Origin of the sequence: Mesorhizobium jarvisii (genome assembly GCF_003601985.1) — a bacterium.
In the GTDB taxonomy this organism is placed as follows: Bacteria; Pseudomonadota; Alphaproteobacteria; order Rhizobiales; family Rhizobiaceae; genus Mesorhizobium; species Mesorhizobium jarvisii.
Window position 1 is genome coordinate 86326 of the sequence record NZ_QZXA01000006.1, and the last position, 19855, is coordinate 106180.

Consider the following 19855-nt stretch of genomic DNA (forward strand, 5'->3'; position numbering starts at 1 on the left):
CCGTTAACCATCCGCATTTACGGTTCGGTAAGTATGGCGCGCACAGCGCCGCGCAAGCAGTGGTGGCGATGTCCGGGGCCCAGCCAGAAAAATCGAGTGGACGACGGGGCAAGGCGGTATGCACCTTGTTGCTGGCGACCAGCATGTTTGCCTTGCTTCGCCCGGCACCTCTCCACGCCCAGGAAACGGAGCTGCGCGGCGAGGTTTCCGAATCGGCGATCCTGTCCGACCAGCAGCGCAAGGCAAGGCAGCTCGCCCTTGCCACCCAGGGCCAGCAACAGTCGGCCAACACCGCGCAGGACGATGCGCCGCCGCGCACCTATTTGCCGGCCAGCGCCGGCGCTGTCCCCGACGACACGGGCACGGATGCCGCCACCGGCAGCATTTTCGATCCGCCGCAGGCGACCGACGACACGGCCACCGACAATCCGACGCCGCCCAAGCCTCGCCGCCGTCCGTCAAGCGCCAGCCAGAACGCGGCGGATCAGGACAGGACCAAAACGGGCACCAAGACGGCCGACAAGTCGAAGAAGAAGAAGGCGGCGACCGCGACCACGGACACCACTCAAGCCGCGACCGACGATACCGACAGCGCCACGACCGACCAGGAAGCGGCTAACCGCCGTGCTCTCACCGTCGACAGCGCCGATAGGCAAAAACTCGACCCCGGCGCCGAGCGTACCGCCGCCATCGAGGGCCAGAACAAGAAAGCCGAGGACGACCCCTTCGCGCCCACCGGCGTCAAATGGGGTTCCTTCGTCATCCGGCCATCGATCGAACAGGGGTTGACCGCCACCACAAACGGCGATTCGAGCAGTGCCGGCACCTCGGCGCTGCTGTCTGAGACAGCGTTGCGCTTTACCGCCGTCTCCGACTGGCGCGAAAACTCCGCCACCATCGACGGCTATGGCCTGTTCCGCGATACGGTGTCGGGTTACCGGGTTCACGATGCGCAGGGCCGCATCGAAGGCCAGCTCAATGTCGACCTCGACAACGAACTGCGCGCCATCGCCAAGCTCGGCTACGAAGCCGTGCCGGAAACGGCGTCCTCGCCCAACGCCATTGCCGGCGTCAGTACCCAGCCGCTGCGGCAGACGATCGACGGCAGCCTTGGCGTCGAAAAAGCGGTCGGCAAGATGCAATACACGTTGACCGGCGCGGTCTCGCACGACTTCTACGGCGACGCCGAGCTTTCGGACGGCACCACGCTGTCGCAGAAGGATCAGGACAACACGCTCTACACGGCAACCTTGCGCACCGGCTACGAAATCTCTCCGGCCCTCACCCCGTTCACCGAAATCGAGGTCGGCCGACGGGCCTACGATCAGCGCATCGACAATGAAGGCTTCGAGCGTTCCTCGACCCGCCTTGGCGCTCGCGCCGGCCTGCAACTCGACATGGGTGAGAAGCTCTCCGGCGAGTTCTCGGCCGGCTGGCTGAGGGAAGCGATCGACGACAAGAGCCTGGAGGCGATTTCCGGCGCCACCGTCAACGCCGATCTCAAATGGTCGCCGGAGCGCGGAACGACGATCGGCCTGACCGGCAAGACCACTGTCGAGACCACCACCACGGCGGGTGAAAGCGGCGATATCCTCTATTCCGGCCGCTTGACGGCCGAACGGCAGATCCGCGCCAACCTTACAGCGAACGCGGCCCTGGGCCTCGACTGGCGCGACTATGTCGGCATCGACGGCCATGACAGGATCTTGAGCGCAGAGACCGGGCTGACCTGGTGGCTGAACCGCTATGCCGGCCTCACCAGCCGGGTGAGAACCGAAAAGCTGACCAGCAACCTGCCCGGCCGCGACTACACTGCCAACAGCATCTACCTCGGCCTGAAAGTGCAGCGCTGAAACACGCGTGCGCAGGAGGGGCGGTCAGCCGCTCGCGCTGGCATTACCCATCCAGCTAAGATACCGCGACTCGCCGCTCCGATGGCGTCATCTCGTCGAGAAGCGTGCGGATGACGCCGGCCATGTTCTCCTTCATGTCGCTGCGCCACAGCGCGAAGGCGACATTGGCCTCGACGAAACCTTCCGGGGAACCGCAGTCGAAGGTGCGGCCCTGATAGTGGTAGCCGTAGAAAGCCTGCTGCTTCTCCAGCTTCAGCATCGCGTCGGTGAGCTGGATTTCGTTGCCGGCGCCCTTTTCCTGGCCTTCGAGGATCTTGAAGATCTCGGGCTGCAGGATGTAGCGGCCGTTGATGTAGAGGTTGGAGGGCGCCGTGCCGGTCTTCGGCTTCTCCACCATCTCGGTGATGCGGAAGCCGTGATGCGTATCCTCGCCACGGCCGACAATGCCGTATTTGTGGGCCTCCGCCGGGTCGCATTCCTGCACGGCAATGATGTTGTTGCCGGTTTCCTCGTAAAGCTCGACCATCGACTTCATGCAGCTCTTTTCCGACTGCATGATCATGTCGGGCAACAACAGCGCGAACGGCTCGTCGCCGACCAGTTCGCGCGCGCACCATACGGCGTGGCCGAGGCCCATCGGCACCTGCTGGCGGGTGAAACTGGTCTGCCCCGGCGCCGGCTGCAGGCGCTGCAGGCGGGCAAGCTGCTCGTCCTTGCCGCGCTGGGCCAGCGTGTCATAGAGCTCGAACTGGATATCGAAATGGTCCTCGATGACCGCCTTGTTGCGGCCGGTCACGAAAATGAAATGCTCGATGCCCGCCTCGCGCGCCTCGTCCACCACATACTGGATGACCGGCCGGTCGACGACGGTCAGCATTTCCTTGGGAACGGCCTTGGTGGCCGGGAGGAACCGCGTGCCGAGACCGGCGACCGGGAAAACTGCCTTGCGAACTCTCTTCATGCTTTCAATTATCCGTTTGCTGGCCGGCTCCGCAATCCCTGTCCCGCGACATTTTCACGCCGGAATTGAAGATTAGTGGGGGCGGGTGAGGGAAACTTCCACCGGTTAAAGCATCGAGGTGTCTTTTCGTTCCAAGCGGCACCTATGGTAAACTAATTCCTAACCCGGTTCGGCGATGAATGGTCTTTCCTGAGACAGAGAAGGAGGAAAACATGTCCGTTCGCAATGCCGCAAAACGTTTCACCAGCGTCATGACGGCCGCCAGCCTCTCGCTCGCTCTGCTGATGCCTGCCGGACCCGCTTTCGCCGATGCCGGTTTCCGGCAATGGGTCGCCAGCTTCCGCGCCACTGCCGTCGCCGGTGGCGTTTCCGGCGCTGTCTACGACCAGGCTTTCAGGGACATCAAAGAGCCCGATCCGGTGGTGCTGGAGAAGGCGCGCACCCAGCCTGAATTCACCGCGCCCGCCTGGGATTATTTCGATAATCGCGTCCACGACCAGTCTGTCGCCGTCGGGCAGCAGATGGCGAAGAAGTGGAAGCCGTGGCTGGACAGGATCGAGGCGCGGTTCGGCGTCGATCGCTACATTCTGCTGGCCATCTGGTCGATGGAATCGAACTATGGCGAGATCCTCAAGCGCGACGACATCATGCGCAACGTCATCCGGTCGCTGGCGACTTTGGGTTATGGCGACCCGAAGCGGTCGAAATATGCCCGCACCCAGCTGGTCGCGGCCCTGAAAATCCTGCAGACCGGCGACATCGATGAAAGCCATCTGATGGGCTCCTGGGCCGGCGCCATGGGCCAGACCCAGTTCATCCCCACCAGCTACCAGCACTATGCCGTCGACATGGATGGCAACGGCAAGCGCGACATCTGGAATTCCATCCCCGATGCGCTGGCGACATCAGCCAATCTGTTGAAGAAGAATGGCTGGCAGGCCGGCAAGACCTGGGGCTACGAAGTCACGATACCGGCCGGCAAGCTGCCGGGCGGATCGAAGACGCTGGCGCAATGGCAGGCGCTTGGCGTCGTCAGGGCCAGCGGCAAGCCGTTCAAGAACCTCACCGACAAGGCGACGCTGAAAGTGCCGGACGGCCGTGGCGGGCCGGCTTTCCTGATGATCCGGAATTTCTCGGTCATCAAGGCCTACAACAATGCCGACAAATATGCCCTGGCCGTTGGCCTTCTTGCCGACGAAATCGCCGGTGGCAACGGCCTTGTCCAGGACTGGAAGCGGCCCTTCACCAAGCTCACCTTCGAGGAACGGCAGGAGCTGCAGAAGCGGCTTTCGCAGCACGGGCTTTACGACGGGAAGTTCGACGGCAAGATCGGTGACGGCTCAAAGACCGCCATCATGGCCTATCAGGCAAAGGTCGGCTTGACCCAGGACGGCTACCCGAGCATGGAAGTGCTCAAATGGCTCAGGCAAAAATAGAGCCGGCCACAGCGCCGCGCGCATTTTGGGCGCGCATATCAGGCGCCATGGCAATTTGAACTTGCGCCCGGCCGCAAAACCGGCTCCGGTTTGCGGAATCAGGCGCAAGGGGATGGAGGAGTGATTGGTTCCGGCCGCGCGTATCGCGATCCTTGCTCGTCGCACGCCGATCCTTTTTCTGGCGATCGTCCTGCTGGCGATCGGCGCCGCCGGCGCCTTCCATGTACCGGCCATGGCGCAGGAGCAGCCGCAGCAAGATCGCGGATGGTCGTTGCGCGACCTTCTCTTTCCGCGCCGCAGCGAGCGGGTCGAGCCGCCGCTCGACATCCAGAAGGCAAAACCAAAGCCGCGTAAACCAAGGGTTCCGCGTGCGCCGGTCGAGCCACAAACACCGATAGCGGAAAAGGCGCCAGACGCCCGCATCGTCCTGGTCGTCGGCGACTTCATGGCGTCGGGCCTCGCCGAAGGCCTGGACATAGCCTTTGCCGACAACCCAGCCGTTAGGATCGTCGCGCGCTCCAATGGTTCATCCGGCTTCGTGCGCGATGATTTCTACAACTGGCCCGAACAGATCAAATCGCTGATCGAGACCGAGAAACCGACCGCCGTGGTCGTCATGCTGGGCTCCAACGACCGCCAGCAGATGAAGGTGGGGGACGTGCGCGAGCAGCCCCGGTCCGAGAACTGGACCAAGGAATATGAGCGCCGCACCGACGAACTGGGCAAGGCCATCGCCACCGCCAAGGTGCCCTTCCTGTGGGTCGGCATGCCGGCCTTCCGGGTGCCGAAGATGACCTCCGACATGCTGGCCTTCAACGACATCTACCATCAGGCCGCCGAAAACCATGGCGGCGAATTCGTCGATGTCTGGGACGGCTTCGTCGATGAGAACGGCGCCTTCGTCACCAACGGCCCCGACATGAACGGCCAGCCGGTGCGGCTGCGCGCCGATGACGGCATCAACGTCTCCAAGGCCGGCAAGCGCAAGCTCGCCTTCTACACCGAAAAGCCGCTGATGAAGATCCTAGGCCTGGCCACACCCGGCAGCGTGGCCCCGGCGACAGCACCTGCGGGCGCGCCCGTCGAGGCACCGGCGCCGGCCGCGGCACCCATTGTCATCGACCGCACCGCACCCATGCTGCTCAGCGACCCGGCGCTCGACGGCGGCACCGAGTTGCTCGGCGCCGCCCCGCCGGCAAACGCCAATCCGGCTCTTCCCGGGGAGCGGCTGGTGATCGAAGGCAAGGCGCCGGAGGCCGCGCCCGGCCGCGCCGACGATTTCTCATGGCCGCCGAAAGCCGAGCCGCCGGCGACAGCCGCGGCGACCGACACGACGACGGCGATCACCCCTTAATCACTCGGAGCGTCCGAGATCAAGCGGTCTCAGCGCGGCAGGACGCTCGCCCCCATCAACGCCTCGTCGATCGAGCGCGCCGCCTGGCGGCCTTCGCGGATCGCCCAGACGACCAGCGACTGGCCGCGGCGCACGTCGCCCGCCGCATAGAGCCGGTCGACGCTGGTCCTGTAGTCGCGGTCATTGGCCTCGACATTCCGCGAGCGGCGGCTGTCTGTGACGATTTTCATCTCACCCTCGAGTTCCTTCGCCACGCCCACCATCGCCGGTCCGGCAAAGCCGATCGCGATGAAGGCGAGATCGGCGCGGATGACGAATTCGGTGCCGGCGATCGGCTTGCGCTTCTCGTCGACCTCACAGCATTTGACGCCGGTCAGCTGGCCGTCCTCGCCGATGAATTCGAGCGTCGCCACTTGGAATTCGCGTTCCGCACCCTCGGCCTGCGAGGACGAGGTGCGCATCTTGGTCGCCCAGTAGGGCCACACCGCGAGCTTGTCTTCCTTCTCGGGCGGCTGCGGGCGGATGTCGAGCTGGGTGACGCGCACCGCGCCCTGGCGGAAGGCGGTGCCGACGCAGTCGGAGGCGGTATCACCGCCGCCGACGACGACGACATGCTGCCCGCCGGCGATGATCGGGTGCGACGGCCATGCCACGGACTGGATCGGCTCGCCACCGACGCGGCGGTTCTGCTGCACCAGATAGGGCATGGCGTCATGCACGCCGCCGAGATCGTCGCCCGGAATGTTGGCCGCACGCGGCGTTTCCGAGCCGCCGCAATAGAGCACCGCGTCATGTTCGGCGAGCAGTTCGGCGACGGGCTTGTCGACACCGACATTGACGCCGCAATGGAAGGTCACGCCCTCGCCCTGCATCTGTTCGATGCGCCGGTCGATATAGTGCTTCTCGATCTTGAAGTCGGGAATGCCGTAACGCATCAGCCCGCCCGGGCGGCTCTCGCGCTCATAGACATGGACGTCATGGCCGGCGCGGCCGAGCTGCTGTGCGGCTGCCATGCCGGCCGGGCCGGAGCCGATGATGGCGACCCGCTTGCCGGTCTTCTTCTCCGGCGGATAGGGCCTGATGTGGCCGGTCTCGTAAGCCTTGTCGGCGATCGCCTGTTCCACCGTCTTGATGGCGACCGGAATGTCCTCGAGGTTCAGCGTGCAGGCTTCCTCGCAAGGGGCGGGACAGATGCGGCCGGTGAACTCAGGGAAATTGTTGGTCGAGTGCAGGTTGCGGATCGCGTTGTCCCAGTCCCTGTTGTAGACGAGGTCGTTCCAGTCCGGGATCTGGTTGTGGATCGGACAACCAGTCGGCCCGTGACAGAACGGAATGCCGCAGTCCATGCAGCGCGCGGCCTGTTTCTCGACCTCCTTATCCGACATCGGCAGCGTGAACTCGCGGAAGTGCCGGATGCGGTCGGAGGCCGGCTGGTACTTGTGCACCTGCCGGTCGATTTCGAGAAAGCCTGTTACCTTGCCCATAGTCCAGTTCCTGCTGTCCAGATGGTGCGGTTTTCGCCGCACCCGTTAACCTCTTGAGGCAGCCATGGCAACCTTGCGCCCGAGGTCAAACTGTCGATGAAAGGGGCCGGGAAGCCTGGGCTCCCCGGCAATTCTCTTAAAATCTATTCGGCCGCGACGCCCATGCGCATGCGTTCCATCTCGATCAGCGCGCGGCGGTATTCGACCGGCATGATCTTGCGGAATTTCGGCCGGAACGTCGTCCAGTCGTCGAGGATTTCGCGGCCGCGCACCGAACCCGTATAGTGCACATGGTTCGAGATCAGCTGGTAGAGCCGTTCCTCGTCATGGCTGGTCATGTCGCCCGACACGTCGACGCGGCCCTTGTGGTCGAGATCGCCGCCATGATGCAGCAGCCTTTCCATCAGGTCGTCTTCTTCCGGCACCGGCTCCAATTCGACCATGGCCATGTTGCAGCGCTCGGCGAAATCGCCGGCCTCGTCCAGCACGTAGGCGACGCCGCCCGACATGCCGGCGGCGAAGTTGCGGCCGGTCTTGCCGATGACGACGACGACACCGCCGGTCATGTATTCGCAGCCATGGTCGCCGACGCCTTCGACGACGGTGGCGACGCCCGAATTGCGCACCGCGAAGCGTTCGCCGGCGACACCGGCGAAATAGGCTTCGCCCTCGGTGGCGCCGTAGAGCACCGTGTTGCCGACGATGATGGAGTCGGCCGCCACGATCCTCGCCTCTTCCGGCGGCCGGATGACAATGCGCCCGCCCGACAAGCCCTTGCCGACATAGTCGTTGCCGGCGCCGACAAGCTCGAACGAGACCCCGCGCGCCAGGAAGGCGCCGAAGGACTGACCGGCGGTACCGGTCAGCTTCACCTGGATCGTGTCTTCGCGCAGGCCCTTGTGCTTGAAGCGCTTGGCGACTTCACCCGACAGCATCGCGCCGGTCGAACGGTCGACATTGCGGATGTCCACCTCGATCTTGACCGGCTGCTTGGCCTCCAGTGCGGGCTTGGCCAGTTCAATCAGCTTGCGGTCGAGCACGTCGTCGATCGGGTGCTTCTGCCGCTCGGTCCAGTGCACCGCTTCGTGCGGCGCATCGGGCTTGTAGAACATCTTCGAGAAGTCGAGGCCGCGCGCCTTCCAGTGCTGGATCACGTCGCGCTTTTCCAGAAGATCGCTGTCGCCGATAATCTGGTCGATATGGGTGTAGCCCATCTCGGCCAGCAGCGCCCTCACCTCTTCCGCCACGTAGAAGAAGAAGTTGATGACATGCTCGGGCGTGCCCTTGAAGCGCTTGCGCAGCACCGGGTCCTGGGTGGCGACGCCAACCGGACAGGTGTTCAAGTGGCACTTGCGCATCATGATGCAGCCAGCCGCGATCAGCGGCGCGGTCGAGAAGCCGAACTCGTCGGCGCCGAGCAGCGCGCCGATTATGACGTCACGCCCGGTGCGCAAGCCGCCGTCGACCTGCAGCGCAACGCGCGAACGCAAGCCGTTCAGCACCAGCGTCTGGTGGGTCTCGGCCAGGCCCATTTCCCACGGGCTGCCGGCATGCTTGAGCGAGGTCAGCGGCGAGGCACCGGTGCCACCATCATAGCCCGAAATGGTGATGTGGTCGGCGCGCGCCTTGGCGACGCCGGCCGCGACCGTGCCGACACCGACTTCCGACACCAGCTTGACCGACACGTCGGCCGCCGGGTTGACGTTCTTCAGATCATAGATCAGCTGCGCCAGATCCTCGATCGAATAGATGTCGTGATGCGGCGGCGGCGAGATCAGGCCGACGCCCGGCGTCGAATGCCGGACCTTGGCGATGGTCGCATCGACCTTGTGGCCGGGCAGCTGGCCGCCCTCGCCGGGCTTGGCGCCCTGCGCCACCTTGATCTGCATGACATCGGAATTGACAAGATATTCGGCCGTCACGCCGAACCGCCCCGAGGCGACCTGCTTGATCGCCGAGCGCTCCGGGTTCTTGCCGCCGCCGGGCAGCGGCAAATAGCGGTCGGCCTCTTCGCCGCCCTCGCCGGTGTTCGACTTGCCGCCGATCTGGTTCATGGCGCGCGCCAGCGTGGTGTGCGCTTCCCTGGAGATCGAGCCGAACGACATCGCCCCGGTCGAGAAGCGCTTGACGATCTCGGCCGCCGGCATGACGTCGTCGAGCGCGACCTTCTTGCGGCCGGTCTCCTCCGCCAGCCTGATCTTGAACAGGCCGCGTATGGTCTGCGCGCGGGCAGTCTCGCTGTCGATCTGCGCCGAATACTCCTTGAAGGTTTCCCACGAGCCCTGGCGCACGGCGTGCTGCAAGGTGGCGACCGCGTCGGGCGACCACATATGCGCCTCGCCGCGCATGCGGAAGAGATATTCGCCGCCGACTTCGAGGCTGTTGCGCAGCACCGGATCATTGCCGAAACCGTCCGTGTGGCGGCTGACGGTTTCGCCCGCGACCTCGTCCAGCCCAACGCCTTCGATCAGCGTCGCCGTGCCGGTGAAATACTTCTCGACGAAATCGGTCTTCAGCCCGATGGCGTCGAAGATCTGCGCGCCGCAATAGGACTGATATGTCGAGATGCCCATCTTGGACATCACCTTGAGGATGCCCTTGCCGATCGACTTGATGTAGCGCGACACGACCTCGTAGGCGTCGACCTCTTCCGGCAGCTCACCGCGCTGGTGCATGTCGGTGAGCGTGTCGAAGGCGAGATAGGGGTTGATCGCTTCGGCGCCATAGCCGGCAAGGCAGCAGAAATGATGCACTTCGCGCGGCTCGCCGGATTCCACGACCAGGCCGACGGAGGTGCGCAGCCCCTTGCGGATCAGGTGATGGTGCACCGCAGCCGTCGCCAGCAGCGCCGGGATGGCGATGCGGTCCGGGCCGAGCTGGCGGTCGGACAGGATGATGATGTTGTAACCGCCGGCGACTGCCGCCTCGGCGCGTTCGCACAGGCGGTCGATAGCGCCCTGCATGCCGGCAGCGCCCTCGTTCGAGCCATAGGTGATGTCGATGGTCTTGGTGTCGAAACGGTCCTCGGTATGCCCGATGGAGCGGATCTTCTCCAGATCGCCATTGGTCAGGATCGGCTGGCGCACTTCGAGCCGCTTGCGGCGCGAATTGCCGACCAGGTCGAAGATGTTCGGCCGCGGCCCGATGAAGGATACCAGGCTCATCACCAGCTCCTCGCGGATCGGGTCGATCGGCGGGTTGGTGACCTGGGCGAAGTTCTGCTTGAAATAGGTGTAGAGCAGCTTCGACTTGTCCGACATCGCCGAGATCGGCGTGTCGGTGCCCATCGAACCAACGGCTTCCTGGCCGGTGGTCGCCATCGGCGACATCAACAGCTTGGTGTCTTCCTGGGTGTAGCCGAACGCCTGCTGGCGATCGAGCAGGCTGACATCCTTGCGCAGCGCGCGCGGCTCGACCGGCTTCAGATCTTCCAGGATGAGCTGCGTGTTGGCGAGCCAGGTCTTGTAGGGATGCCTGGTGGCGATCTCCGACTTGATCTCCTCGTCGGGCACGATGCGGCCCTTGGCAAGGTCGATCAGAAGCATGCGGCCGGGCTGCAGCCGCCACTTCTGCACGATCTTCTCCTCCGGCACCGGCAGCACGCCGGCTTCGGAAGCCATGATGACGCGGTCATCGTCGGTGACGATGTAGCGTGCGGGGCGCAGGCCGTTGCGGTCGAGCGTGGCGCCGATCTGGCGGCCATCGGTGAAGGCGACCGCGGCCGGCCCGTCCCACGGCTCCATCAGGGCGGCATGGTATTCGTAGAAAGCCTTGCGGTCGGCATCCATGAGCTTGTTGCCGGCCCAGGCTTCCGGGATCAGCATCATCATGGCGTGGCTGAGGCTGTAACCGCCCTGGAACAGGAATTCGAGCGCATTGTCGAAGCACGCCGTGTCGGACTGGCCGTCATAGGAGATCGGCCACAGCTTCGAGATGTTGTTGCCGAACAGCTCGGAATCGACCGAGGCCTGGCGCGCCGCCATCCAGTTGTTGTTGCCGCGCACCGTGTTGATCTCGCCATTGTGCGCGACCATGCGGTAGGGATGCGCCAGCTTCCATGACGGGAAGGTGTTGGTCGAGAAACGCTGGTGGACGAGAATCAGCGCGGTCTCGAAGCGCGGGTCCTTGAGATCCCTGTAATAGGCGCCGACCTGATAGGCCAGGAACATGCCCTTGTAGACGATGGTGCGCGCCGACAGCGACACGCAATAGGCGCCGATGTCCTTGTTGTCGTTCTCGGCATAGATACGGCCCGAGATGACCTTGCGCAGCAGATAGAGCCGGGCCTCGTATTCCTCGTCATCGGGAATATCTGATGTGCGGCCGATGAAGACCTGGCGATGGAACGGCTCGGACGCGACGATGTCGGGTGCCTTCGACAGCGACGAATTGTCGACGGGCACGTCGCGGAAGCCGATGAGCGGCAGCCCTTCGGACTGCGCCGATTCGGCGATGATGTCCTCGATATGGGCGCGAAGTGCTGCGTCCTGCGGCATGAACCAGTGTCCGACGCCATATTGGCCCGCCGGCGGCAATTCGATGCCCTGGGCCGCCATCTCCTCACGGAAGAACTGGTCCGGAAGCTGCACCAGCACGCCGGCGCCGTCGCCGACCAGCGGGTCGGCGCCGACAGCGCCGCGATGCGTCAGGTTTTCGAGCACGGCAAGGCCGTCCTTGACGATCTGATGCGACTTCACGCCCTTCATGTTGACGATGAAACCGACGCCGCAGGCATCATGTTCGTTGCGCGGATTGTAGAGGCCCCGAGGGGCAAAACCGGTTCGGCCAATATCAGTTCGGCCAATGTCGGTTCGCGGCGTATTTTTGACGGCAGCCGCTTTCGTCTGCGCGGCCTGGCCGTTCGTCGCAGAGAGCGTCATGTCCGTCATTGTCCTGTCCTCCGTTCCAGCCCTTCAGGCGCTGGTTTGCCTCGGCAAGCGCTTGGCTCACCCTGATCCTTGCGGCACGTCTTGCGAAATCCTTGCCGAACCAGGCGGCTTTCCGCATGGTTCGCGTCTGGTATCGTACAGGCCAGAGTCTGGCCGTCCACCTGTCGCTCGCAGCAACAGCCGGAGAGGCCAATATGTTACGCCAATCCAGCCTGTTTTGTGCGACAAAATAAGACAGCACTACTGTCCTAAATTTTTATGGCAGAATTCCCCGACGCACACAAGACCGATTCACAAAAAACTTGAGCGTTCCGCGACATAAAATTACGTGACGTTGAGGAAAAACGTAAGCTTCAGTCGCCGATCCCTGCCCTGTCGGCTTGGCTGGCTTTAACGGTTTTCGGGCATCTGGCCCTTGCGGTTGGCGCATGAAACCGTTCAACTCCGGCCGATTTTCCCCAAAACCCCGATCTTCCCCAGACATAGGCAGATGCATGTTCTTCGCTTCCGACAATTGGGCAGGCGCCCATCCCAACATCGTTGCCGGCCTGTCGGCCGCGGCCGGCGGCTTTGCCACCGCCTATGGCGACGGCGCGCTCGACCAGGCGGTCTACATCAGGTTCAATGAGATTTTCGAACGCGAGGTCGCGGTGTTCTTCGTAGCGACCGGCACCGCCGCCAACGCGCTGTCGTTGACCACCTTCAACAAACCTGGCGGCATTTCCTTTGCCCACCGCGAATCGCATGTCATCGAAGACGAATGCGGCGCGCCGGAGTATTTTTCCGGCGGCGCGCGCTTGCACGCCGTCGACGGCGCACTGGGCAAGATCGACGCGCACAATCTGGAGCGGACCATTGGCCGCTTCGCGCCCGAAATCGTCCACTGGGGACGGCCAATGGCGGTTTCGATCACCCAGTCGACCGAGGTCGGCACTATCTACGGCCTGAATGAGATCGAGACGATTTCGGCCATCGCAAAACGGCATTCCGTGCCGCTGCACATGGATGGCGCCCGCTTTGCCAATGCGCTGGTCGCGCTCGACACGACGCCGGCCGAAATGACCTGGAAGCGCGGTGTCGACATCCTGTCCTTCGGCGGCACCAAGAATGGCTGCTGGTGCGCCGAAGCGATCGTGCTGTTCGACCTCGACCGCGCCAAGGAATTGGCCTTCCTGCGCAAGCGCGCCGCCCAGCTGTTTTCGAAGTCGCGGTTCGTCGCCGCTCAGTTCGAAGCCTATTTCAAGGACGGCCTGTGGCTCGACACAGCGCGCCACGCCAACGCCATGGCCGCCCGCCTCGCGGCGGCGATCGAGGATTCGGCCCACGCGAAGCTGGCCTGGCTGCCGCAGGCCAACGAGGTGTTCGCCGTGATCAAGAAGACCGAGGCCGAGAGGCTGCAGGCTGCCGGCGCCGCCTTCTACGACTGGCACAAGCCGCACGGCTTTGACGGCCATATCGGCGAGGACGAGCTGCTCTATCGTTTCGTCACCAGCTTCGCGACGTCAGCCGAGGAAGTCGACCGCTTTGGCAAGTTGATCGCCGGATAACAATCCATCTGCCGATCAACAAAAAAGCGGCGCCTCTCGGCGCCGCTTTCGTCTCGGGAGGAGACGGTTCTATTCCTAAGCTACATTACGCAGCGGTCTTGGCCTCGATCTGCTTGGCCTTGGCCGGGGCCGAGGTGATCGCGATCTTGCGCGGCTTCAGTTCCTCGGGAATGTTGCGCTTGAGGTCGACGAAGAGCAGGCCGTTCTTCAGCGTGGCGCCGACGACTTCAACGTGGTCGGCAAGCTGGAAGCGGCGCTCGAAGGCCCTGGAGGCAATGCCGCGATAGAGCAGCTCGGAGCCTTCACCGTTGCCCTCGTCCTTGCGCTCACCCTTCACGGTCAGCACGTTGCGGTGAGCTTCGATCGAGATTTCCTCGTCCGAGAAGCCGGCAACCGCCATGGAAATCCGGTAGGAATCCTCACCGGTGCGCTCGATATTGTAGGGCGGATAGGTCTGCGCGCCATCGGGCTGCGCAAGCGAATCCAGCATGGTGAAGAGACGGTCGAAGCCGACGGTCGAACGGTAAAGCGGGGAAAAATCAACGTGACGCATGAGGTGTTCTCCTGTTGAGCAACATGGTTTGCGTATGGCCGGTGCGAAACCCGTAAGCGGCGTTTCGGCAGGACCAGCGGCCCCGACATTGGCGACCGCATTCCACATTTGGGGAGCGCCCCAATGCATTTCAAGATTTCGCCCGGCGGCAAAAACTGGATGGGTTGCCCCTTGATGAACGGCAGATGAACCGGCGCTTCGGCGCCCGTTCAGACAGCCGCCGCTAAAGTGGCACCAAGATCAAGGATTGGCGGCGCCGGGTTTTATAAAGGTGCCGCAACGAGGCCGAACCGGGTGTTAACGTCCCTTCCTCCCGGATCGACAGGGGCCGGAAGCACGCCTTCGAGCGGCTTCCGGCCTTCCCCGTTACGATCCCGGCACAAGCCGGATTTGCTTTGCTTTTGATGCATTGGCGTCTATCACCTTGACGAGGCCAGCCGGGACAGGCTGGCACCTGAAGACGCCGAGCACAAAGCGCCGCATGACGGACCTTCTCCAAGACACGCCGCTTTTCCACGAATCCGAGGACAATCCGCGGCCAGAAAACGCCACCGGAGGCTTTTTCGTCACCCGCGACCGCAAGAAGATCCGCTATGGCCTGTTCGCGGCGGTGGCGCGCCCGATGCGGGGCACCGTGGTGCTGCTGTCCGGCCGCAACGAGTGCATCGAGAAATATTTCGAAACCATCCGCGACCTTGCCGCCCGCGGCTTTGGCGTCGCCACGCTCGATTGGCGCGGCCAGGGCGATTCCGACCGGCTGATCCGCGATCGCCAGCGCGGCTATGTCAGGTCCTTCCGCGACTACACGGCCGATCTGGAGCAGTTCTTCGAGGAGATCGTGCTGCCCGATTGCCGCGGGCCGTATTACATCCTCGCCCATTCAGCCGGAGCCGTGATCGCGCTTCTTGCCGCGCCGTCCATGGTCAATCGCGTGCGGCGCATGGTGCTGATCGCGCCGTTCCTGACCCTGCCCGACCTGCCGGTCTCGATCCGGACGGTCCGCCGTATCTGTTCGGTCCTCTGCATTCTGGGCCTTGGCCGGCTCTATGCCGCCTGGGGTCCGCGGCCCAGACACACGCTGCCTTTCGAGGCCAATAAGGTAACGTCGGATCCGCGCCGCTATCGCCGCAACACGCGCATCTACGAAGAGTATCCGCGAATGGCGCTTGGCGGTCCGACGATCCGCTGGCTGCAGGCAGCGGCAAAGGCGTCGGAAGCGGTGAGCGACCCCGACTTCATGGCGCGGATACAGGTGCCTCTGCTGATCATCGCCGCTGGCGCCGACCAGGTCGTCTCGACCAGGGCGGTCGAGGCCTACGCCAGAAGCCTGAGGCTCGGCTCGCTGCTGATGATCGACGGCTCCAAGCACGAGATCCTGCAGGAGGTCGACCTCTACCGCGAACAATTCCTCGCTGCATTCGACGCCTTCATTCCTGGCTCGGACGATCCGACGGCCTGACCGGCACCGCGGTTCCTTCGAAGGCCGGCATAGCTGACACACCGTTGTCAGGATGATCGGCCAGCCGCCCCTCGCGGCGGCAAACCGCTAAAGATTCTGACAGCCCGCCCCCACCCCGAAATGCTCATCTCAATGCGTCGAATTGAACGCCATGGAGATGAGATCATGACCGAGAAAACCTGCGCCGCCTGCGATTGCCAGCTGGATGCCAACCCGATCCGCGTCAAGGTCGGCGGCAAGACCGTCGAGGTCTGCTGCGAGGAATGCGCGACGGCGCTGAACGAGGCCGGCGCCTCGGCGGCCGGCGTGAGCGAGGAATGAGTCATGCGCACCGATCACGCAGCGGCACAACGCCTGGCTGGCCAGGCCCAGATGCCGCCAGTCCACACCGTAACCACCCTGCACGCCTTGCACGCCCAATGCATCGCGGCGGCGAGATGGCTCGCCCGCCAGATGGAGAAGCGCCGAAGCCGGCTTGCCTTGCTGGAAATGACCGACGAACAGCTCAAGGACATCGGTCTGTCACGCGGCCAAGCCTATTCGGAGTTCAGGCGCCGCTCATGGGATTGAGCAGCCCCAGCGAGAAAGTCTCCTGACAAGATTGGGCAGGCCGCTTGCCTAAAGTGCCCATCGCAATGCCGGAATCAGTTTCCGGCACGAGGGGAGAGCGCAACGGCCATGTCGCAATTCAAGGTTCAGCTCCTTATGGACACCGGAACTGTCAGGGTGCGGGATGTCGTCTGCAGCGGCGAATGCCGTCACAGGAGCGATGAGGAGTGCACGTCGGCGACGCATCTGGTGTTTGCCTATCGCGGCGTCTTCGTGCGCCATGTCGGCCGCAATGATGCGGTCGCGGAAGCCAACCAGCTGCTATTCTTCAACGAGGCCGAGGCCTACCAGATCAGCCACCCTGTCGAAGGCGGCGATGCCTGCCTCGACCTTGTCATCGAGGAAGGCCACTTGCGGGAACTGGCGCCGCAGGAGCAGTTGCGCGCCGGTGGTGTCCTGGCGTTTCGCCGCCAGCGCCGGCGCATCGATCCGCGCGCGCAGGCCTTGGTGGCGCTGTTGCGCCACAGCCTGAGCCGCAATGTCGCCGAAACGCTGGAGGCCGAGACGCTGGCGCTAACGCTGGTGCGGCGCTCGCTCGGCGAGCGCACTTCGCACGTCGCGGGCGCCAGCCCCGGACGGCAGAAGCTGGTCGACCGCGCCAAGCTGGTGCTGGCGTCGGATCTGTCGCGGCGCTGGACGCTGGCCGAGATTGCCGCCGAGGTCGGAGTCTCACCGGTCTATCTGACGCAAATATTCCAGCAGGTCGAGGCCATCCCGCTCTATCGCTATCATCTGCGCCTGCGGCTGGCGCGCGCGCTCGACCTGCTTGGCCGCTACGACAATCTGACCGCTTTGGGCATGGACCTCGGCTTTTCCAGCCACAGCCATTTCAGCGCGTCGTTCAGACAGGCCTATGGACGCACACCGGCGGAATTCCAGCGCTCGATCAGATCGCGCTGAAGCAACGGCTTCAAAGAAAGCGCGGAGATATCAGCCGCGCAGGGCAGCCATGGCCGCCGCGTGAAGCTCCGGCGTCGCCGCCGCTAGCACATCGCCGCCCTTTTCCGCCGGTCCGCCATCGAAGGTGGTGACGACGCCGCCCGCCTTCTCGATGATCGGGATCAGCGCCACGATGTCGTAGGGTTTCAGGCCGGGATCGGCGACGATGTCGACGCTCCCCGAGGCGATCATGGCGAAGGCATAGCAATCGGCGCCGTAGCGGGCCAGCTGCACCTGTTTCTCGAACGCGTCATAGCGCGTGCGCGCTTCGCCCTTGAACAGTGCCGGCGTGGTGGTGAACAGCGTCGCCTCGTCGAGCCTTGTCGTCTTGCGGGTCGAAAGCTTGCGCGGACCGCCCGGCCCCTCATAGTGCGAGCCCGAGGCGTTGGCGTAGAACAGCTCGCCGGTGAAAGGCTGCGCCATCATGCCGGCGACCGCGTCGCCGTCGACGGTCAGCCCGACCAGCGTCCCCCACACCGGCAGGCCGGAGATGAAGGCGCGCGTGCCGTCGATCGGATCGATCACCCAGACATGCCGGCTGGAGGTGTTTTCGCTGCCATGCTCCTCGCCGAGAATGCCATGGTCGGGATACTGCGCCGATATCAGCGCCCGGATGGCGCGTTCGGTCTCGCGGTCGGCTTCCGTGACCGGGTCGAAACTGCCTTTTTCCTTGTTGGCGACGGCACCCTGGGCGCGAAAGCGCGGCAGGGTCTCGACCGCTGCCGCCTGCGCGATGCGGCGCATGAAATGGATGCTGATGTCCAACTGATTCTCCCGCATTGCCGAGTGCCTCACCGGGCTCTGCCGACACTTTCCCGCCAAAACAAGCCTGTTTATCGATTTATTCGCGGCGACATCTGTTGCCCGAATGTCACATCTGCGTCATCGAAACGCAATTTCCACATCACTCTGAATTAAAAAAGCCTGAAGATCGCTTGACATTTGTGCACCGCACAATACCCTCAACCTCGGACAGGGTTTCCTGTCCATGCCCTCCTTGGGCGTTTCCTCCCTAGACTTCGACCGTATCGTGCAAACGATGCGGTCTTTTTTTACGCCTGCGCCTCGGGCCGGCTATTTCACTCCGCGGCCAGCGGCAGGTCGATGAAGTGATGGTCGGGCATCGCCATCAGATCCGCTGAAAATCGCGTCAGATCATCGGCCAGCGCGTCGAAGCCGGCAGTCTTCTCGAACGTCCGTTCATTCATGTAGAGCCCGCGATTGACCTCGATCTGCAGCGCATGCAGATGACGCGCCGGGCGGCCATAGTGCTCCGTGATGAAGCCGCCGGCATAGGGCTTGTTGTGGGCAACGGTATAGCCCATCGCGGTCAACAGGCCGATCGCCGTCTCGGTCAGGGCAGCGGTGGCCGAGATGCCGAAACGGTCGCCGATGATGAAGTCCGGCCGCAGACCGCTGTCGCCGACACGGATGCTTGCCGGCATCGAATGGCAGTCGATCAGCACGGCAAAGCCGAAACGGGCATGGGTCCTGGTCAAAAGCCGCTTCAGCGTTTCATGATAGGGCTTGTAAACGGCCTCGATGCGGGCGACGGCTTCGGCGAGCGGCAGGCGACCGGAATAGATGTCGAGCCCCTCGCCCACCAGCTTCGGCACCGTGCCAAGTCCGCCGGCCACCCGCGCCGAGCGGATGTTGCAGAAGGACGGCACCGGCTCGGCGAACATGCGCGGGTCGAGTTCCCAAGGCTCGCGATTGACGTCGAGATAGGCGCGCGGGAAATTCGCCGCCAGCATCGGCGCGCCAAGCGCCACGGCGCCGCCGAACAATTCATCGACGTAGCAATCTTCCGAGCGGCGGATGGCGTTGCGGTCGAGCCTCGCCATGGCGAGGAAGCGTTCCGGATAGTAGCGGCCGCTATGTGGTGAGTTGAACAGGAAGGGGACGCGCTGTTCGACGCCCGATCGGATTTCGAAGGGTTGAACGACCGAAAAATCCTCGGCTGCCGTCTTCAATTTGCACGAACCCGAAAACACCGATGCATCATGGTATGAAAGTGCCACCTTGCTGGCCGCATGTCCAGCATTTCGCCATCCGCATCGCCCCGCCGAATGCGGATAATGCTTCGCAGCATTCACTTGATGTTTACCGTCACCGCCTCATATACAGGATGGTTAACGGGCTGCCTGGGCGGCAGTCTCGGGCGGGTGATTCGGACGGGATATCATGGCACGCATTCTTCTGGCGGAAGACGACGACGATATGCGTCGTTTCCTCGTCAAGGCGCTGGAACGCGCCGGCTACCAGGTCAGCGATTTCGACAATGGCGCCAGCGCCTATGAGCGGCTGCGCGAGGAGCCGTTCTCGCTGCTGTTGACCGACATCGTCATGCCGGAGATGGACGGCATCGAACTGGCGCGTCGCGCCACCGAGATCGATCCCGACCTCAAGGTCATGTTCATCACCGGTTTCGCCGCCGTTGCGCTGAACCCGGATTCCAAGGCGCCGAAAGACGCCAAGGTGCTGTCGAAGCCCTTCCACCTGCGCGATCTCGTCAACGAGGTCGAGAAGATGCTGCAGGCGGCCTGAGCCGCCTTCAACCGAGGCATCGGCATCTGTTTGCCGGTGCGGCGAGACGACGCCTTCTTTCCTTTTTCTCGCTATTGACGCGCCCGACCAAAAATGGTGTATGCGCGGCTTCGGATGGGCGTGTAGCTCAGCGGGAGAGCACTGCATTGACATTGCAGGGGTCACAGGTTCAATCCCTGTCACGCCCACCATCCAATCTCAGACTTTCGGTATCACGCACGCAG

The 19855-nt window shown here is 63.7% G+C and carries 15 protein-coding genes and 1 tRNA gene; 10 read left to right on the top strand and 6 right to left on the bottom strand.

Annotated features, from left to right (window positions below; all coding sequences use genetic code 11):
- The first annotated feature begins 68 nt into the window (after positions 1-68).
- Positions 69-1853: an outer membrane beta-barrel protein gene (locus D3242_RS16415; protein ID WP_064980795.1), complete on the top strand. Its 1785-nt coding sequence runs from the start codon at positions 69-71 to the stop codon at positions 1851-1853.
- A 55-nt stretch (positions 1854-1908) separates the two neighbouring features.
- Here the strand turns inward: D3242_RS16415 and galU are convergent, their stop codons facing one another.
- Positions 1909-2814 (bottom strand): UTP--glucose-1-phosphate uridylyltransferase GalU, encoded by a 906-nt coding sequence (gene galU, locus D3242_RS16420; RefSeq protein ID WP_010911358.1) that lies wholly within the window; start codon positions 2812-2814, stop codon positions 1909-1911.
- Between the two features lie 212 nt (positions 2815-3026).
- On the opposite strand from galU, the gene D3242_RS16425 reads away from it, so the two are divergent.
- On the top strand, positions 3027-4250 hold the full coding sequence (locus D3242_RS16425; RefSeq protein WP_064981670.1) for a lytic murein transglycosylase: 1224 nt from the start codon (positions 3027-3029) through the stop codon (positions 4248-4250).
- A 124-nt stretch (positions 4251-4374) separates the two neighbouring features.
- The gene (locus D3242_RS16430) at positions 4375-5604 is read left to right on the top strand and encodes an SGNH/GDSL hydrolase family protein (protein WP_064980797.1); all 1230 of its coding nucleotides are present in this window, start codon (positions 4375-4377) and stop codon (positions 5602-5604) included.
- 29 nt (positions 5605-5633) lie between these two features.
- On the opposite strand, the gene D3242_RS16435 is transcribed toward D3242_RS16430, so the two are convergent.
- Positions 5634-7088 carry a glutamate synthase subunit beta gene (locus D3242_RS16435; protein ID WP_019861058.1) on the bottom strand — a complete coding sequence of 485 codons (1455 nt, stop codon included), beginning with the start codon at positions 7086-7088 and terminating at the stop codon, positions 5634-5636.
- Positions 7089-7231: 143 nt separating this feature from the next.
- Complete coding sequence (gene gltB / locus D3242_RS16440) at positions 7232-11977, bottom strand: glutamate synthase large subunit (RefSeq protein ID WP_064980799.1); 4746 nt, start codon at positions 11975-11977, stop codon at positions 7232-7234.
- Positions 11978-12471: 494 nt separating this feature from the next.
- Here gltB and D3242_RS16445 point away from each other — a divergent pair, with 494 nt between their 5' ends.
- Positions 12472-13524, top strand: a complete 1053-nt coding sequence (locus D3242_RS16445) for a threonine aldolase family protein (protein ID WP_019861060.1) — start codon at positions 12472-12474, stop codon at positions 13522-13524.
- An 85-nt stretch (positions 13525-13609) separates the two neighbouring features.
- On the opposite strand, the gene D3242_RS16450 is transcribed toward D3242_RS16445, so the two are convergent.
- Complete coding sequence (locus D3242_RS16450) at positions 13610-14077, bottom strand: Hsp20 family protein (protein WP_010911365.1); 468 nt, start codon at positions 14075-14077, stop codon at positions 13610-13612.
- A 481-nt stretch (positions 14078-14558) separates the two neighbouring features.
- Between D3242_RS16450 and D3242_RS16455 the strand changes: the two genes are divergently transcribed.
- The 4 genes from D3242_RS16455 to D3242_RS16465 all read left to right on the top strand — a co-directional run bounded on the left by D3242_RS16455 (position 14559) and on the right by D3242_RS16465 (position 17045).
- Positions 14559-15536: an alpha/beta fold hydrolase gene (locus D3242_RS16455; RefSeq protein WP_027047374.1), complete on the top strand. Its 978-nt coding sequence runs from the start codon at positions 14559-14561 to the stop codon at positions 15534-15536.
- 165 nt (positions 15537-15701) lie between these two features.
- Positions 15702-15857, top strand: a complete 156-nt coding sequence (locus tag D3242_RS33545; protein WP_019861062.1) for a hypothetical protein — start codon at positions 15702-15704, stop codon at positions 15855-15857.
- Positions 15858-15860: 3 nt separating this feature from the next.
- A complete protein-coding gene (locus D3242_RS16460) occupies positions 15861-16106 on the top strand; it encodes a DUF1127 domain-containing protein (protein ID WP_064980801.1) in 246 nt (81 codons plus the stop codon).
- A gap of 108 nt (positions 16107-16214) precedes the next feature.
- Complete coding sequence (locus D3242_RS16465) at positions 16215-17045, top strand: helix-turn-helix transcriptional regulator (RefSeq protein ID WP_064980803.1); 831 nt, start codon at positions 16215-16217, stop codon at positions 17043-17045.
- Positions 17046-17075: 30 nt separating this feature from the next.
- Here D3242_RS16465 and hisN read toward each other — a convergent pair whose 3' ends face one another.
- Positions 17076-17849, bottom strand: a complete 774-nt coding sequence (gene hisN / locus D3242_RS16470) for a histidinol-phosphatase (RefSeq protein WP_064980805.1) — start codon at positions 17847-17849, stop codon at positions 17076-17078.
- Positions 17850-18163: 314 nt separating this feature from the next.
- A complete protein-coding gene (locus tag D3242_RS16475) occupies positions 18164-19105 on the bottom strand; it encodes an N-formylglutamate amidohydrolase (protein ID WP_027047377.1) in 942 nt (313 codons plus the stop codon).
- 163 nt (positions 19106-19268) lie between these two features.
- Here D3242_RS16475 and cpdR point away from each other — a divergent pair, with 163 nt between their 5' ends.
- The gene (gene cpdR / locus D3242_RS16480) at positions 19269-19631 is read left to right on the top strand and encodes a cell cycle two-component system response regulator CpdR (protein WP_006199474.1); all 363 of its coding nucleotides are present in this window, start codon (positions 19269-19271) and stop codon (positions 19629-19631) included.
- Between the two features lie 116 nt (positions 19632-19747).
- Positions 19748-19822, top strand: a tRNA-Val gene (locus D3242_RS16485).
- The last annotated feature ends 33 nt before the right edge of the window (positions 19823-19855 follow it).

Coding starts and splice junctions, on each gene's coding strand:
- D3242_RS16415 (WP_064980795.1), top strand. CDS start 69: ATGTCCGGGGCCCAGCCAGAAAAATCGAGTGGACGACGGGGCAAGGCG.
- galU (WP_010911358.1), bottom strand. CDS start 2,814: ATGAAGAGAGTTCGCAAGGCAGTTTTCCCGGTCGCCGGTCTCGGCACG.
- D3242_RS16425 (WP_064981670.1), top strand. CDS start 3,027: ATGTCCGTTCGCAATGCCGCAAAACGTTTCACCAGCGTCATGACGGCC.
- D3242_RS16435 (WP_019861058.1), bottom strand. CDS start 7,088: ATGGGCAAGGTAACAGGCTTTCTCGAAATCGACCGGCAGGTGCACAAG.
- gltB (WP_064980799.1), bottom strand. CDS start 11,977: ATGACGGACATGACGCTCTCTGCGACGAACGGCCAGGCCGCGCAGACG.
- D3242_RS16445 (WP_019861060.1), top strand. CDS start 12,472: ATGTTCTTCGCTTCCGACAATTGGGCAGGCGCCCATCCCAACATCGTT.
- D3242_RS16450 (WP_010911365.1), bottom strand. CDS start 14,077: ATGCGTCACGTTGATTTTTCCCCGCTTTACCGTTCGACCGTCGGCTTC.
- D3242_RS16455 (WP_027047374.1), top strand. CDS start 14,559: ATGACGGACCTTCTCCAAGACACGCCGCTTTTCCACGAATCCGAGGAC.
- D3242_RS33545 (WP_019861062.1), top strand. CDS start 15,702: ATGACCGAGAAAACCTGCGCCGCCTGCGATTGCCAGCTGGATGCCAAC.
- D3242_RS16460 (WP_064980801.1), top strand. CDS start 15,861: ATGCGCACCGATCACGCAGCGGCACAACGCCTGGCTGGCCAGGCCCAG.
- D3242_RS16465 (WP_064980803.1), top strand. CDS start 16,215: ATGTCGCAATTCAAGGTTCAGCTCCTTATGGACACCGGAACTGTCAGG.
- cpdR (WP_006199474.1), top strand. CDS start 19,269: ATGGCACGCATTCTTCTGGCGGAAGACGACGACGATATGCGTCGTTTC.